Here is a 14,727-nt window from a genome sequence, read left to right on the forward strand (position 1 = left end):
GATCGCACATCCGTGCGCCCGTGTCCCTGGGGGGATCAGCACCATGTCTCAGCCCGTTCCGCCGCCCGGCAACCCCTTCGCCGAGGGCGCCGCGCCCACCCCGTACCCGGCCGCCCCGCCGCCGGCGCCCGCCCGCGACAACGTGGCCCTCGGCCTCGTCGCCGCCCTGGTCGCGGCTCTCGTCGGCGCGGGTCTCTACGGCGGCCTCGCCGGGGCCGTCGACCGGGAGATCGGCTACGCCGCCGTGGGTGTCGGCTTCCTCGTCGGCTTCGCCGCCGGCAAGGTCGGCGGCCGCAACCCGGTCCTGCCGGTGGTCAGCGCCGCGCTGTCCCTCGGGGCCGTCTACCTCGGCCAGCTCCTGGCGATCGCCATCATCCTCGGCAAGGAGCTGAGCGTGTCCGCGACGGACATGTTCTTCGAGCACTTCGACCTCCTGATGGAGGTCTGGAGCGAGAGCAAGGACTTCATGACGTTCCTGTTCTTCGCACTGGCGGCGTTCGCCGCGTTCGCTGGCTCGAAGAAGGCCTCCCAGTAACAGCCGTACGGAGAGGGGCCCCGCACCATCAGGTGCGGGCCCCTCTCCGTACGGAACGGACGGACGTCAGCGCTTGTGCTGCGAGTCCGCGACCGTGACCTCGACGCGCTGGAACTCCTTGAGCTCGCTGTAGCCCGTCGTGGCCATCGCCCGGCGCAGCGCGCCGAAGAAGTTCATCGAGCCGTCCGGGGTGTGCGACGGACCGGTGAGGATCTCCTCGGTCGTGCCGACGATGCCCAGGTCGACCAGCTTGCCGCGCGGCACGTCCTCGTGGACGGCCTCCATGCCCCAGTGGTGGCCCTTGCCCGGCGCGTCCGTGGCGCGGGCCAGCGGGGAGCCGATCATGACCGAGTCGGCACCGCAGGCGATCGCCTTGGGCAGGTCGCCGGACCAACCCACGCCGCCGTCGGCGATGACGTGGACGTACCGGCCGCCGGACTCGTCCATGTAGTCACGACGGGCCGCGGCCACGTCGGCGACCGCGGTCGCCATCGGGACCTGGATGCCGAGCACGTTGCGCGTGGTGTGCGCCGCGCCGCCGCCGAAGCCGACCAGGACACCCGCCGCGCCGGTGCGCATCAGGTGCAGGGCCGCGGTGTACGTGGCGCAGCCGCCGACGATGACCGGGACGTCGAGCTCGTAGATGAACTGCTTGAGGTTCAGCGGCTCGGCCGCGCCCGAGACGTGCTCGGCGGAGACCGTCGTGCCGCGGATGACGAAGATGTCCACCCCGGCGTCGACGACGGCCTTGGAGAACTGCGCGGTGCGCTGCGGGGAGAGCGCGGCGGCGGTGACCACACCCGAGTCGCGCACCTCCTTGATGCGCTGTCCGATCAGCTCCTCCTTGATCGGAGCGGCGTAGATCTCCTGCAGACGGCGGGTCGCGGTGGACTCGTCCATCTCCGCGATCTCGTCGAGCAGCGGCTGCGGGTCCTCGTACCGGGTCCACAGGCCCTCGAGGTTCAGCACGCCCAGGCCGCCCAGCTCGCCGATGCGGATGGCGGTCTGCGGCGAGACGACCGAGTCCATGGGGGCGGCCAGGAAGGGGAGCTCGAAGCGGTAGGCGTCGATCTGCCAGGCGATCGAGACCTCCTTCGGGTCCCGGGTGCGCCGGCTCGGTACGACGGCGATGTCGTCGAACGCGTACGCCCTGCGGCCGCGCTTGCCGCGCCCGATCTCGATCTCAGTCACGATGTGTGGCCTTTCCCTCTACGTCTGCGCCTACCAGTATCCCCGACACAAGCGCGTGGGGCGGTTCCGGCCACATGCCGGAACCGCCCCACGCGTCGCGCTGCGTTACTTCCTGCTGTAGTTCGGCGCCTCGACGGTCATCTGGATGTCGTGCGGGTGGCTCTCCTTGAGGCCCGCGGAGGTGATCCGGACGAACCGGCCCTTGGACTCCATCTCCGCGACGGTGGCGGCACCCACATAGCCCATGGTCTGGCGCAGACCGCCGACGAGCTGGTGCAGGACGTTGGAGAGCGGGCCGCGGTAGGGCACCTGGCCCTCGACGCCCTCGGGCACGAGCTTGTCGTCGGAGGCGACCTCGGCCTGGAAGTAGCGGTCCTTCGAGTACGACCTGCCCTGGCCGCGGGACTGCATGGCGCCGAGCGAGCCCATGCCGCGGTACGACTTGAACTGCTTGCCGTTGATGAAGAGCAGCTCGCCGGGCGACTCCTCACAGCCCGCGAGGAGGCTGCCGAGCATCACGGTGTCGGCGCCGGCGGCCAGCGCCTTGCCGATGTCGCCGGAGTACTGCAGGCCACCGTCGCCGATCAGCGGGACACCGGCGGGACGGGCCGCGAGAGAGGCCTCGTAGATGGCGGTGACCTGCGGGACACCGATGCCCGCGACCACGCGGGTGGTGCAGATCGAGCCGGGGCCCACGCCGACCTTGATGCCGTCGACACCGGCGTCGATCAGCGCCTGCGCGCCGTCACGCGTGGCGACGTTGCCGCCGATCACGTCGACGTTCACGCTCGACTTGATCTTCGCCATCCAGCTCAGGGCGTTGCTGTTGTGGCCGTGCGAGGTGTCGACGACCAGGAAGTCCACGCCGGCGGCGGCGAGCGCCTGGGCGCGCTCCAGCGCCTCGGGGCTGGCGCCCACGGCGGCACCGACGAGCAGGCGGCCCTCGGCGTCCTTGGCCGCGTTCGGGTACTTCTCCGCCTTGACGAAGTCCTTGACGGTGATCAGGCCCTTGAGCACGCCCTCGTCGTCGACCAGCGGCAGCTTCTCGATCTTGTGGCGGCGCAGCAGCTCCATGGCGTCGACGCCCGAGATGCCGACCTTGCCGGTGACCAGCGGCATCGGCGTCATGACCTCACGGACCTGACGGCTGCGCTCGCTCTCGAAGGCCATGTCGCGGTTGGTCACGATGCCCAGCAGTTTGCCGTCCGGGTTGGTGACCGGGACACCGCTGATGCGGAACTTGGCGCACAGCGCGTCCGCCTCGGCGAGCGTCGCCTCCGGGTGCACGGTGATGGGATCCGTGACCATGCCGGACTCGGACCGCTTGACCAGGTCGACCTGGTTGACCTGGTCCTCGACGGACAGGTTGCGGTGCAGCACGCCGACGCCGCCCAGCCGGGCCATGGCGATCGCCATGCGGGACTCGGTCACCTTGTCCATCGCCGCCGAGAGCAGCGGGATGTTGACCCGGACGTTGCGGGAGATACGGGACGAGGTGTCGACCGCGTTGGGGAGCACCTCGGATGCTCCCGGCAGCAGCAGTACGTCGTCGTAGGTCAGCCCGAGTGTCGCGAATTTACCGGGCACTCCGTCGACGTTTGCAGTCATGACACCTTCCCCAATGGCCTTGATCGGTGCGGATGTCCATGCTAACGGGCCTCGACGGTGTCTCATTCCACGATCAAGATCAGAGAGCAGCTTTGGACGTTCCTACGTGTACGTGAGGGCCACCGGCCATCGTCGACCCTTACTGCTCGGCCAGCGCCCGCAGGCGGCTGAGCGCGCGGTGCTGCGCCACCCGTACCGCCCCCGGGGACATCCCGAGCATCTGGCCGGTCTCCTCGGCCGTGAGGCCGACCGCCACCCGTAGGACCAGCAGCTCCCGCTGGTTCTCCGGAAGGTTGGCGAGCAGCTTCTTGGCCCATTCGGCATCGTCGCTGAGCAGCGCCCGCTCCTCGGGGCCCAGGGAGTCGTCGGGCCGTTCGGGCATCTCGTCGGAGGGCACGGCCGTCGATCCCGGGTGCCGCATCGCGGCCCGCTGCAGATCGGCGACCTTGTGACCGGCGATGGCGAAGACGAAGGCCTCGAAGGGCCTGCCCGTGTCCTTGTAGCGCGGCAGCGCCATCAGGACGGCGACGCAGACCTCCTGCGCGAGGTCCTCGACGAAGTGGCGAGCATCACCGGGCAGCCGGCTCAGCCGCGTACGGCAATAGCGCAGCGCGAGGGGGTGCACGCGCGCCAGAAGGTCGTGCGTGGCCTGCTCGTCGCCGTCGACGGCGCGGTGGACGAGCGCACCGATCTCCCCTGGCCCTACGGGCATGGGGGACCCCATGGTCTCGTCGTCGCGCATCGCTCCATGGTGCCTTGACGCCTGAGCATTCGCGGCACCGCGTCCATTGTTGTGCACCGAAGCGTTATGAGCAGGTGCGCCGGAACTCATCTCCTGCGCCCTCCCCTTCCGCTCGATCGACTCGTCCCCGAGGAACTCCACATCTCAAGGATGCGTCATCCCGCGCGGAAGTGACACAAGCCGCCGCGACGGAGACCCGAGCTGCCGCCGTGACGGGGCCCGGGCTACCGCCCCGTCCGCACGCCGCGGACGGGGAAACGGCCGGTCGGCGCCGCCTAGCGGACCAGGCCCCACCGGAAGCCGAGGGCGACGGCGTGCGCCCGGTCCGATGCGCCGAGCTTCTTGAAGAGCCGCCGCGCGTGCGTCTTCACCGTGTCCTCGGAGAGGAAGAGCTCGCGCCCGATCTCCGCGTTGGACCGGCCGTGGCTCATGCCTTCGAGCACCTGGATCTCACGCGCGGTGAGCGTCGGCGCCGCGCCCATCTCGGCCGACCGCAGCCGGCGCGGGGCGAGCCGCCAGGTCGGGTCGGCGAGGGCCTGGGTGACCGTGGCCCGCAGCTCGGCGCGCGAGGCGTCCTTGTGCAGGTAGCCACGGGCACCTGCGGCGACCGCGAGCGCGACACCGTCCAGGTCCTCGGCGACGGTGAGCATGATGATGCGGGCGCCGGGGTCGGCGGACAGCAGCCGGCGGACGGTCTCCACGCCGCCCAGACCGGGCATGCGTACGTCCATCAGAATCAGGTCCGAGCGGTCCGCGCCCCAGCGGCGGAGGACTTCCTCGCCGTTGGCCGCGGTGGTCACGCGCTCCACGCCGGGCACGGTCGCGACCGCACGGCGAAGAGCCTCTCGGGCAAGCGGGGAGTCGTCGCAGACGAGGACGGATGTCATGGCCGCCCTCCGCAGCTGATGCGCGTCACCTTGAGCCTCCAGGGCTGGTACGTATCGTCACCTGTGCGGTTGACGCTCTCGGACACCTGCCCGAGCGCTTGTTCCTTCAACCGCCTCCGCACTCTCAACGACGGTCACTCGAAAGAGTTACGGGTCGGACGGCCGCCTTCGGCACTCTACGTGAGGGAGCGTGCGCGGAGGAGAGCGCCGCAGGTCATCCGTCCTTCACTGGAAGCTATGCCCCATTTAGCGGGTTTTCTTCCCTTTTTGTGGTGTCTGTGGCTAGATTCGCAATGAGTCATATTTACATCTACTTAGACAGTAGTTGTACGGTCGGGTCGTATCCACGAGAGCGGGTACGCGAGACCCACGGGGGGGTGAAGGGCCCCCGGCACATCAGCCATCCACCCGCCCACCAATCCGTTCGACACGGTTTCAAGGGGACAAGCGCAATGGCAGATTTCTCCCGCCTTCCCGGACCCAACGCCGATCTGTGGGACTGGCAGCTGCTCGCGGCCTGCCGCGGAGTCGACAGTTCCCTGTTCTTCCACCCCGAGGGAGAGCGCGGCGCGGCACGGAGTGCGCGTGAGAACTCGGCGAAAGAGGTCTGCATGCGGTGCCCGGTACGCGCGGAGTGCGCGGCACACGCACTCGCCGTACGCGAGCCCTACGGCGTATGGGGCGGCCTCACCGAGGACGAACGCGAAGAGCTCATGGGACGAGCCCGCAACCGCCTGATCACGGCTTCGGCCGCGGCATCGGGGCCGGGTTCGGCCGGCGTAGGGCGAGCCTGAGACCCGGATCGCCCGAAGGTATGAAGGAACGTTTCTGCCCTTGATGGGGCCGGGGCCGCGCCTCACCCGGCCTCATGAGGCCACGCCGCACACGGCCCGGGGGCGTGCGGCACCGAAGAGTCGTCACGCGTACGTCGTCACGCGTGCGTCGCCGAAGAGTCGTCGTCACACGTTCGTCGTCACGCGTACGTCGCCGCGCGTCCGGCCGCCCGGGTCAGTTCGTCGAGGGTCGCCGCGACCGCCGGGACCTGGGCCAGGTCGGGCAGGGTGAGGGCGACGATCTCGCGCTCCACGGCCGGTTCCACGACCACGGTCCGCGCACCCTTGGGACGTACGGACTCGATGGCGAGCTGCGGCAGGACCGCGACACCCAGGCCGGCGCCGACGAGCCCGACCACCGCCGGATAGTCGTCGGTCGCGAAGTCGATGCGCGGGGTGAACCCCGCCTCCTCGCACACCTCCACCAGCTGACGCCGGCAGCGCGGACAGCCCGCGATCCAGGACTCCTCGGCCAGTTCGGCGATGCCCACCGCGTCCGCGTCGGCGAGGCGGTGCCCCTCGGGCACCAGGCCCACCAGACGGTCGGCGAGCAGCGGCCGGACGATCAGGTCGTCCCACTCCGCCGGACCCGCGCCGTACCGGAAGGCGAGGGCCACGTCGCAGTCGCCCTCGCGCAGCATCTCCACCGAGCGCGGCGGCTCCGCCTCCACCAGCGAGACCCGCGTACCCGGGTGCGCCGCACGCAGCGCGGCAAGGGCGGTGGGGACCAGCGTCGAACTGCCGCTGGGGAAGGAGACCAGCCGGACGCGCCCGGCCCGCAGCCCCGCGATCGCGGCCACCTCCTCCTCGGCGGCTGTGAGGCCCGCGAGGATGCCCGAGGCGTGCCGGACCAGGGCCTCGCCCGCCTGGGTGAGCCGCATCTCGCGGCCGGTCCTGATGAGCAGAGGCGTTCCGGCGGAGGCCTCCAGCGCCTTCATCTGCTGGCTCACCGCGGGCTGGGTGCAGCCGAGTTCGCGCGCGGCGGCCGAGAAGGAACCGGTCGCGGCGACGGCGCGCAGGACGCGGAGATGACGGGCCTCGATCATACGGCGAGCATAAGCGATACTTGGGCTTCGATGCGAATACCCCTCTGCACCTTTGAGTTCGAGGGGGCTTATGGTGCCGTTATGAAGGTTCTGAGTGTGAATGTCGGACGCGCCATGGCCGTGGACTACACGGATGCGGCGTCCGGCATGACGGGCATCGACAAGCGTCCGGTGGAGGGTCCGGTACGGGTCGAGGCGCCGGGACCGCGCGGTGTCGGGGGCGGCGGGCTCGTCGGGGACACCGTGTGCGACCTGCGCTTCCACGGCGGGAACGACCGCGCCGTCTCCGCCTTCGCCCGCGAGGACATGGACGCCTGGGAGCGCGAGCTCGGCCGGCCGCTCGCCAACGGCTCCTTCGGCGAGAACCTCACCACGCTCGGGCTCGATGTGAACGGGGCTCTGATCGGCGAGCGTTGGCGGGTCGGCCCCGAGGTGGTCCTCGAAGTGACCGGCGGCCGCACTCCCTGCCGTACGTTCGGTGGCTTCCTCGGGGAGAAGGGGTGGGTCCGGCGCTTCACGCGGTCGACGGCCGGCCCGGGGGCCCTGCTGCGCGTGATCGAGCCGGGCGCGTTCACGGTCGGCGACCCGGTGGAGGTCGTCCGCCGCCCCGACCACACCATCACGGTCGCGCTGCTGCACCGGGCCGTGACCACCGAGCGCTCGCTGCTGCCGAGCACCCTGGTCGCCGCCGCGTGGATGGACGCCGAACTGCTCGAACTGGCCCGTACCCACACGGAGAAGTACGGCAGCGGCTCCTGATCGCCGGGGCCGCGGCCCGGGGCACTAACGTGCCGCGTATGACGACTGCACTGATTACGGGCGCGACGGCGGGGATCGGGGCCGCCTTCGCGCGGAAGCTGGCGGCGGACGGACACGATCTCGTGCTCGTGGCCCGCGATGTGACGCGGCTGCGGGAGCAGGCGACCGAACTGCACGACCGGCACGGCGTCGAGGCCGAGGTCCTGGCGGCGGACCTGTCCGAGGAGAAGGGGATCGCGGCCGTGGAGGCCAGGCTCTCCGACCCGAAGCAGCCGGTGGACCTGCTGGTGAACAACGCGGGCTTCGGCAACAAGGGCCGGTTCCTGGAAGTCTCCATGGCCGACGAATTGAAGATGCTGACCGTGCACTGCGAGGCGGTGCTCCGGCTGACGTCGGCGGCGGCGGAGTCCATGCGCGCCCGCGGCCGGGGCGGGGTCGTCAACGTGGCCTCGGTGGCGGCGTTCGTGCCGCGGGGCACGTACGGGGCGTCGAAGGCGTGGGTCGTGCAGTTCACCCAGGGCGCGGCGCGCGACCTGGCGGACAGCGGCGTACGGCTCATGGCGCTCTGCCCGGGCTTCGTACGGACGGAGTTCCACGAGCGGGCCGGGATGGGGACGGACAACATCCCGGGCTGGATGTGGCTCGACGCGGACAAGCTGGTGGCCACGGCGCTGAGCGATCTGTCGCGCGGGAAGACGCTGTCCATCCCCGATCCCCGCTACAAGGCACTGATGGGCGTGGTGAAGCTGACGCCACGCGGCCTGCTGGGCGGGGTCTCCTCCAGGGCGGGCCGCACGTACGGCCCCAAGTAAGGGGAGTCACGAGCTACTTGACCGTGCCCGCCTCCGGTTCGGGCGCGTCGAGCGCGAGTCGTGTGGTGGCGCCGTCCTGCCAGGTCACGTGGATCGTGCGGCCGGTGACCCGCACGGTCGCGAGGGTGGAGACGGGGGCCGGGTCCGGTTCGGCGGTGAGGGAGGCGAGGGCGACGAAGAGCGACTCGGCGCCGCCCGTCGTGCCGTGCAGGGCGGCGGTGCGGGTGAGCGGGCCGCCCCCGGGCGTGGCGCTCTGGAGCGTGGCGCCGGTGGCGAGTTCGACGGTTCCGGCGGCGCGCGGGTAGCCGTGGACGGCGTGGAGCTGGGCCGTCGGTCCGTCCGGTGTGGTGGCCCAGCCCGTCTGGCGGACGGGGGTTCCGTCGGGGGCACCGAGGACGAGATGGGCGCGGACCTCGGCACGGCCGTGGGCCAGGGTCGCGGAGAGGACCCGGACCCCGGGGAGCGGGGTGTGGAGCGAGGCGGCCCAGCCGGGGCCGGTGCCGGCGGGGGTCGCCGGGCCGCGCCGGGTGACCCGGCCGTCGACGACCAGGGCGAAGTGGTTGTCGGCGTGGTCGGGCGGGGCCGTGGGGCCGGTGCGGGTGGAGTACGCGAAGCGGGCGTAGCCGGAGTCGTCCTCGCCGGCCGGATCACCGGCGGCCTGGTTGCTGCCGTGGTTGTGGAGGCGTACGAGTCCGTCGGCGGCGGTGGTCTGGATGAGCAGCGCCGCCGGGGCGACGCGGCGCACGGTGTCGGCGCGCTCGGCGGGCAGGGGCTCCTCGGGGTCGGTCCACACCGGGTGGTCGGCGGGCAGCAGGAGGCCGAGGAACCCCTTGGACGCCCAGTAGGGCGAGGCGGGCCCCGAGTACCTCTGGACGATCGGCGCGTACGAGCCGTGCCAGCCGAGCGTGAGCAGCCCGCGTTCGTCGCACGCGCCCCGGTCGAGGAAGTACCGCAGCGTGCCGGAGGCGAGGCGGCGGGTGGCGCCGGGGGTGAGCGGGGTGTGGCCGGTGAGGGCGCCGAGCCAGGGGGCGGCGGCCGTGGCGAAGCGGTAGGTGAGGGAGCGTCCGTACGGGACGGGGGCGCCGTTCGCGTCGAAGAGGTGGACGTAGTCGTCGAGATGGGCGCGCAGACGGGGGCCGTAGCGGGCGAGGAGGTCCTGGTCGCCGGAGAGGTGGGCGTGCAGGACGGGGTAGAAGTGCAGGGCCCAGGCGTTGTAGTGGTCGAAGGCGCGGTTGTCGCCGTCGCTGTACCAGCCGTCGCCGAGGTACCACGGCTCGATCCGGTCGAGGGAGCGGTGGACGGTGGCGCAGGCGCGGTCGATCGTGGCGGCCGCGCGGTCCGTCTCGATGCCGGCGTCCTGGAGAAAGCCGGCGACGGTGAGGCCGAAGAGCCACCAGTTGTTGTCGACCGGGGAGGGTTCGAGGGCGGGCAGCAGCCAGTCGACGATCTGCCGGCGGGTGCGGTCGTCGAGGGTGTCCCAGAGCCAGGGGCGGGTCAGCCGCAGTCCGAGGGCGACGGAGGCCGATTCGACGACGGCCTGGCGTACGTCGGTGAGGAGCGGCCAGGATTCGGGCTCCTCCCCGCCCGGTGCCTCCGTGCCGGCGGCGAGGCCCTCGGCGTATCGGGCCAGGTGGCCGTGCGGGTCCGCGCCCCGGGCGCCCGCGACGCGGAGGGCGGCGAGCAGGAACGTACGGGCATGGCCTTCGAGGCCGTCGGAGCGGGCGCCGGACCAGCTGGGGCGGGGTCCGGGCAGGCCGACGAGGCCGTGGCGGGGTGAGGCGTACGGCCGTACGGCGAGGAGGAGGCGGTCGGCGGCGTCCTCCCAGTGAGCACGGGTCCAGCCGGTGAACGGACTGAGCTCCCGGTTCTCGGGCGGCGTAGGCATGATGCTCCCTGAGGCGGACGTCGTCGTCGCCGGAATCATGGACAGGCTTCGATCGAACGTCAATGAGATCGGAGCGAATGATCGAAACTCCTGTCGTTCGATCATTCTGGCGTAGGCTCCGATTCCGGGTCCGACTGCTCGCCGGACCGACCGACCGCGAGGGGATGCACCGTGCGCGAGAGTGCCGCCGAACGACACGACCGACTTCTGGCCCTGGTGCGCGAGCGCGGCACCGCCCGTGTCGCGGAACTCGCCGACCGGCTCGGCGTCTCCCCGGTGACCGCCCGCCGCGACGTCGAGGCACTGGCCGCCAAGGGGCTCCTCGACCGGGTGCACGGGCAGGTCTCCTGGCCGGAGCGGCACGCGGCCCCGGGCGGCGCGGGTCCCCGGCGTGCGGGCGACGGCCTGGTCCTGGGGCTGCTCGCACCCTCCGCCACGTACTACTTCGCCGAGGTCATCCGGGGTGCGCACGAGGCGGCCGCGAAGGCCGGGGCCCGGCTGATCCTGCGGATCTCCGACTACCGCCCCGAGGAGGACCGCGCGCGCACCGAGGGCCTCCTCGCGGCCGGTGCCGAGGGCGTCCTCGTCGCGCCGGGCTGGCGGGGGCCGGAGGACCTGCCGGCGTACGGGAACTGGCTCGCCGAACTCCCCGTGCCCGCCGTGCTCCTGGAGCGCCGGGCCGCCCCCGGCAGCCCGCTGGACGCCCTGGACCGGGTGGTCTCCGACCACGGCCACGGCGTCCTGCTCGCCCTGCGCCACCTGCTCGGCCTCGGCCACGGCACCCCGCTGCTCGTCGCCCGGGGCGACAGCCCGACCGCGCTCGCCGTGCGCGCGGGTTACGCGGAGGCGCTGGGCACGCTGGGCCTGACGGCGCCCGGCCCGGTGATCGCCTCCGTACCGGCCGACCAGGATCCGGCCGGGTTCGAGCGCGCGGTGCGCGCCCTGTACGAGGCGGTGAGCTCGGGCCGGGCCGGCGCGGCCCTGGTCCACAACGACGTGGACGCGATCGAGATCGTCCGGCGCCTGGCGGAGCTGGGCGTGAAGGTGCCGGAGGACCTGGCCCTCATCGCGTACGACGACGAGGTCGCGGCGCTCGCCGACACCCCCCTCACAGCGGTCGCCCCGCCCAAGCGTCAGGTGGGCAGGCACGCGACGGAGCTGCTGGTGGAGCGGCTCACGGAGGGGCGGGAGGCCCCGGACCGGGAGGCCCCGGACGAGGAACCCGCGCGGCGCCATCTGAGCCTGCTGCCGCGGCTGCGGGTGCGGGCCTCCTGCGGGGCGGCACCGGAGGCGCGCACCACCTGATCGACGCGATCCTTTTTCGATCAATCGGTCTTCCGGTACAGCCGGCGGATCTCCGGTGCTCGGCGCAGCCGCTCCGGGCCTGGTCCGGGCACCGGCGCCGGCCCGTGCTGCCCGGGTCCCGGACCTAGACTGGACGTGTCCCACCCGGTCCGGGAGGTGTCATGACTTTCGTACAGATCATCGATTGCAAGACCAGCCGGTTCGAGGATCTGAACCGGCTCATGGACAAGTGGGTCGAGCAGACCCAGGGCAAGCGGACAGCCAGCCACAGCGTCATCGGCAAGGACCGCTCCGACTCGGAGCATCTCGTGGAGATCGTGGAGTTCCCCTCCTACGAGGTCGCGATGACCAACTCGCAGCTCCCCGAGACGGACCGCATCTTCCGGGAGATGGTGGCGCTCTGCGACGAGATGCCGACGTTCACGGACCTCGACATCGTGCGGGACATCCAGCTGTACAAGTCCAACGCCCGCCGGTTCTTCGAGCTCGTCTCCTCCGAGGGCGAGCTTCCGCCGCTCGACGAGGTCCTCGCGGAAGGCTGTCACGATCACGATCCGACCAATGTCCAGGACACCATCGGGATGGACGCGATCCGCCACCAGGTGGAGATGTGGCGGGGCGGGTTCGACTTCGACTTCACCGTGAACGACCAGATCGCCGAGGGCGACCGGGTGTGCACCCGGTGGACCTGGGTGGGGACGCACACGGGCGAGTTCCTGGGGCTCAAGCCCGCCGGGCCCGGCATGAAGGTCTCCATGACCGGCACGACGATCCACCAGTTCCGGCCGGACGGGAAGATCGCCGAGACCTGGTGGCAGTACGACCTGCTCGGGCTGATGGGGCAGCTCGGCGCCGTGGAGGGCTAGGACCCGCCGTCGCCGGAGATCACTGCGGAGAACGCTGAGGCCCGGTGCCCCCTCCTCGGGGGCACCGGGCCTCAGTGATCAGTTACGCGCGCGTCAGTGCGAGTGGCCGTGACCGTGGCCGTGGCCCGCGTCCGCCGGCTCCTCTTCCTTCTTCTCCACCACGAGGGTCTCGGTGGTGAGGAGGAGGGAGGCGATCGAGGCGGCGTTCTCCAGCGCGGAGCGCGTCACCTTCACCGGGTCGATGACGCCGGCCTTGACCAGGTCGCCGTACTCACCGGTCGCGGCGTTGAAGCCCTGGCCCTTGTCGAGCTCCGCCACCTTCGAGGTGATGACGTAGCCCTCGAGGCCGGCGTTCTCGGCGATCCAGCGCAGCGGCTCGACGGCGGCGCGGCGGACGACCGCGACACCCGTGGCCTCGTCGCCGGTCTTGTCGAGGTTGCCCTCGAGGACCTTGACGGCGTGGACCAGAGCGGAGCCACCACCGGAGACGATGCCCTCCTCGACCGCGGCGCGGGTCGCGGAGATGGCGTCCTCCAGACGGTGCTTCTTCTCCTTCAGCTCCACCTCGGTGGCGGCGCCGACCTTGATCACGCACACGCCGCCGGCCAGCTTCGCGAGGCGCTCCTGGAGCTTCTCGCGGTCCCAGTCGGAGTCGGTGGACTCGATCTCGGCCTTGATCTGGTTGACGCGGCCCGCGACGTCCTCGGAGTTGCCGCCACCGTCGACGATGGTGGTGTCGTCCTTGGTGATGGTCACGCGGCGGGCGGTGCCCAGCACGTCCAGACCGGCCTGGTCGAGCTTGAGGCCGACCTCCTCGGCGATGACGGTGGCACCGGTGAGGGTGGCCATGTCGCCGAGCATCGCCTTGCGGCGGTCGCCGAAGCCCGGGGCCTTGACGGCCACGGCGTTGAACGTGCCACGGATCTTGTTGACGACCAGGGTCGACAGGGCCTCGCCCTCGACGTCCTCGGCGATGATCAGCAGCGGCTTGGAGGAGCCGGCCTGGATGACCTTCTCGAGGAGCGGCAGGAGGTCCTGGATCGAGGAGATCTTGCCCTGGTGGATCAGGATGTACGGGTCGTCGAGGACGGCCTCCATACGCTCCTGGTCGGTGACCATGTACGGGGACAGGTAGCCCTTGTCGAAGGCCATGCCCTCGGTGAAGTCGAGCTCCAGACCGAAGGTGTTGGACTCCTCGACGGTGATGACACCGTCCTTGCCGACCTTGTCCATGGCCTCGGCGATGAGCTCGCCGACCTGCTGGTCCTGCGCGGAGAGCGCGGCGACGGCGGCGATGTCCGACTTGTCCTCGATCGGACGGGCGGTCGCGAGCAGCTCGTCGGAGACGGCCTTGACCGCGGCGTCGATGCCCTTCTTCAGGGCGGCCGGGGAAGCACCGGCGGCGACGTTCTTCAGGCCCTCGCGGACCAGCGCCTGGGCGAGCACGGTGGCGGTGGTGGTGCCGTCACCCGCGATGTCGTTGGTCTTGGTCGCCACCTCCTTCACCAGCTGGGCGCCGAGGTTCTCGTACGGGTCCTCGATCTCGACCTCGCGGGCGATCGTGACACCGTCGTTGGTGATGGTGGGAGCGCCGAACTTCTTGTCGATGACGACGTTGCGACCCTTCGGGCCGATCGTCACCTTCACCGTGTCGGCAAGCTTGTTGACGCCGCGCTCAAGGGCGCGACGGGCGTCCTCGTCGAACTTCAGGATCTTCGCCATGGGAGCGATTCAGCCCTCTCGGATGTCGAAAAACTGGTGAAACCGAACTGCGCCCCGGACGCCCGGTGCGGGGTCAGGGGCGCAGCTCAAAGCATGTGCTTCAGGTACTTCGGTGAATTACTTCTCGATGATCGCGAGCACGTCGCGAGCCGAGAGGACGAGGAACTCCTCGCCGTTGTACTTCACCTCGGTGCCGCCGTACTTGCTGTACAGCACGACATCGCCGACCTTGACGTCGAGCGGCAGGCGCTCGCCGTTCTCGAAGCGGCCCGGACCGACGGCGAGGACAGCACCCTCCTGGGGCTTCTCCTTCGCGGTGTCCGGGATGACCAGGCCAGAGGCGGTGGTCTGCTCGGCGTCGAGCGGCTGGACCACAATGCGGTCCTCGAGCGGCTTGATGGCAACCTTGGAGCTGGTGGTCGTCACGATCCGACCTCCCCCTTCGGAGATCTCACGGGGCTAACTGTCTGAGGTGGCGACCAGGTGGATCCGTCGTCGCGGGTGCCGGACCTGCCCGTCGCTGTGTTGGCACTCTC

Annotated in this window: 14 protein-coding genes; 6 read left to right on the forward strand and 8 right to left on the reverse strand. The window is 71.0% G+C overall.

The window, feature by feature from the left end; genetic code table 11:
- The first annotated feature begins 43 nt into the window (after positions 1 to 43).
- On the forward strand, positions 44 to 535 hold the full coding sequence (locus tag ACZ3OF_RS12305) for a hypothetical protein (protein WP_361667659.1): 492 nt from the start codon (positions 44 to 46) through the stop codon (positions 533 to 535).
- A 66-nt stretch (positions 536 to 601) separates the two neighbouring features.
- Here ACZ3OF_RS12305 and ACZ3OF_RS12310 read toward each other — a convergent pair whose 3' ends face one another.
- From ACZ3OF_RS12310 to ACZ3OF_RS12325, 4 genes are all read right to left on the reverse strand, one after another.
- Positions 602 to 1,726 (reverse strand): GuaB3 family IMP dehydrogenase-related protein, encoded by a 1,125-nt coding sequence (locus ACZ3OF_RS12310; protein WP_361596371.1) that lies wholly within the window; start codon positions 1,724 to 1,726, stop codon positions 602 to 604.
- Between the two features lie 105 nt (positions 1,727 to 1,831).
- Complete coding sequence (gene guaB, locus ACZ3OF_RS12315) at positions 1,832 to 3,334, reverse strand: IMP dehydrogenase (protein ID WP_361442577.1); 1,503 nt, start codon at positions 3,332 to 3,334, stop codon at positions 1,832 to 1,834.
- Between the two features lie 139 nt (positions 3,335 to 3,473).
- On the reverse strand, positions 3,474 to 4,076 hold the full coding sequence (locus tag ACZ3OF_RS12320) for a sigma-70 family RNA polymerase sigma factor (protein ID WP_361667657.1): 603 nt from the start codon (positions 4,074 to 4,076) through the stop codon (positions 3,474 to 3,476).
- 275 nt (positions 4,077 to 4,351) lie between these two features.
- Positions 4,352 to 4,963: a response regulator transcription factor gene (locus ACZ3OF_RS12325; RefSeq protein WP_003948568.1), complete on the reverse strand. Its 612-nt coding sequence runs from the start codon at positions 4,961 to 4,963 to the stop codon at positions 4,352 to 4,354.
- Between the two features lie 452 nt (positions 4,964 to 5,415).
- Between ACZ3OF_RS12325 and ACZ3OF_RS12330 the strand changes: the two genes are divergently transcribed.
- The gene (locus tag ACZ3OF_RS12330) at positions 5,416 to 5,757 is read left to right on the forward strand and encodes a WhiB family transcriptional regulator (RefSeq protein WP_361667655.1); all 342 of its coding nucleotides are present in this window, start codon (positions 5,416 to 5,418) and stop codon (positions 5,755 to 5,757) included.
- A gap of 179 nt (positions 5,758 to 5,936) precedes the next feature.
- On the opposite strand, the gene ACZ3OF_RS12335 is transcribed toward ACZ3OF_RS12330, so the two are convergent.
- Positions 5,937 to 6,842, reverse strand: coding sequence for a LysR family transcriptional regulator (locus tag ACZ3OF_RS12335; RefSeq protein WP_361667652.1), 906 nt, complete (start codon positions 6,840 to 6,842; stop codon positions 5,937 to 5,939).
- A gap of 81 nt (positions 6,843 to 6,923) precedes the next feature.
- On the opposite strand from ACZ3OF_RS12335, the gene ACZ3OF_RS12340 reads away from it, so the two are divergent.
- Positions 6,924 to 7,601, forward strand: a complete 678-nt coding sequence (locus ACZ3OF_RS12340) for an MOSC domain-containing protein (protein ID WP_361667650.1) — start codon at positions 6,924 to 6,926, stop codon at positions 7,599 to 7,601.
- A 38-nt stretch (positions 7,602 to 7,639) separates the two neighbouring features.
- Positions 7,640 to 8,413 (forward strand): SDR family NAD(P)-dependent oxidoreductase, encoded by a 774-nt coding sequence (locus ACZ3OF_RS12345; RefSeq protein WP_361667647.1) that lies wholly within the window; start codon positions 7,640 to 7,642, stop codon positions 8,411 to 8,413.
- A 13-nt stretch (positions 8,414 to 8,426) separates the two neighbouring features.
- On the opposite strand, the gene ACZ3OF_RS12350 is transcribed toward ACZ3OF_RS12345, so the two are convergent.
- Positions 8,427 to 10,298 (reverse strand): DUF2264 domain-containing protein, encoded by a 1,872-nt coding sequence (locus ACZ3OF_RS12350; RefSeq protein WP_467304331.1) that lies wholly within the window; start codon positions 10,296 to 10,298, stop codon positions 8,427 to 8,429.
- Between the two features lie 171 nt (positions 10,299 to 10,469).
- Between ACZ3OF_RS12350 and ACZ3OF_RS12355 the strand changes: the two genes are divergently transcribed.
- Both ACZ3OF_RS12355 and ACZ3OF_RS12360 read left to right on the forward strand, forming a co-directional pair.
- On the forward strand, positions 10,470 to 11,603 hold the full coding sequence (locus ACZ3OF_RS12355; RefSeq protein ID WP_361667642.1) for a substrate-binding domain-containing protein: 1,134 nt from the start codon (positions 10,470 to 10,472) through the stop codon (positions 11,601 to 11,603).
- 161 nt (positions 11,604 to 11,764) lie between these two features.
- The gene (locus ACZ3OF_RS12360) at positions 11,765 to 12,469 is read left to right on the forward strand and encodes an ester cyclase (RefSeq protein ID WP_361667639.1); all 705 of its coding nucleotides are present in this window, start codon (positions 11,765 to 11,767) and stop codon (positions 12,467 to 12,469) included.
- 93 nt (positions 12,470 to 12,562) lie between these two features.
- Here ACZ3OF_RS12360 and groL read toward each other — a convergent pair whose 3' ends face one another.
- Together groL and groES are read right to left on the reverse strand one after the other, a co-directional pair.
- On the reverse strand, positions 12,563 to 14,191 hold the full coding sequence (groL, locus tag ACZ3OF_RS12365) for a chaperonin GroEL (protein WP_361667637.1): 1,629 nt from the start codon (positions 14,189 to 14,191) through the stop codon (positions 12,563 to 12,565).
- A 117-nt stretch (positions 14,192 to 14,308) separates the two neighbouring features.
- On the reverse strand, positions 14,309 to 14,617 hold the full coding sequence (groES, locus tag ACZ3OF_RS12370) for a co-chaperone GroES (RefSeq protein WP_057584642.1): 309 nt from the start codon (positions 14,615 to 14,617) through the stop codon (positions 14,309 to 14,311).
- Positions 14,618 to 14,727: the final 110 nt, after the last annotated feature.

The sequence above is a fragment of the Streptomyces sp. NPDC022552 genome (assembly GCF_055561875.1).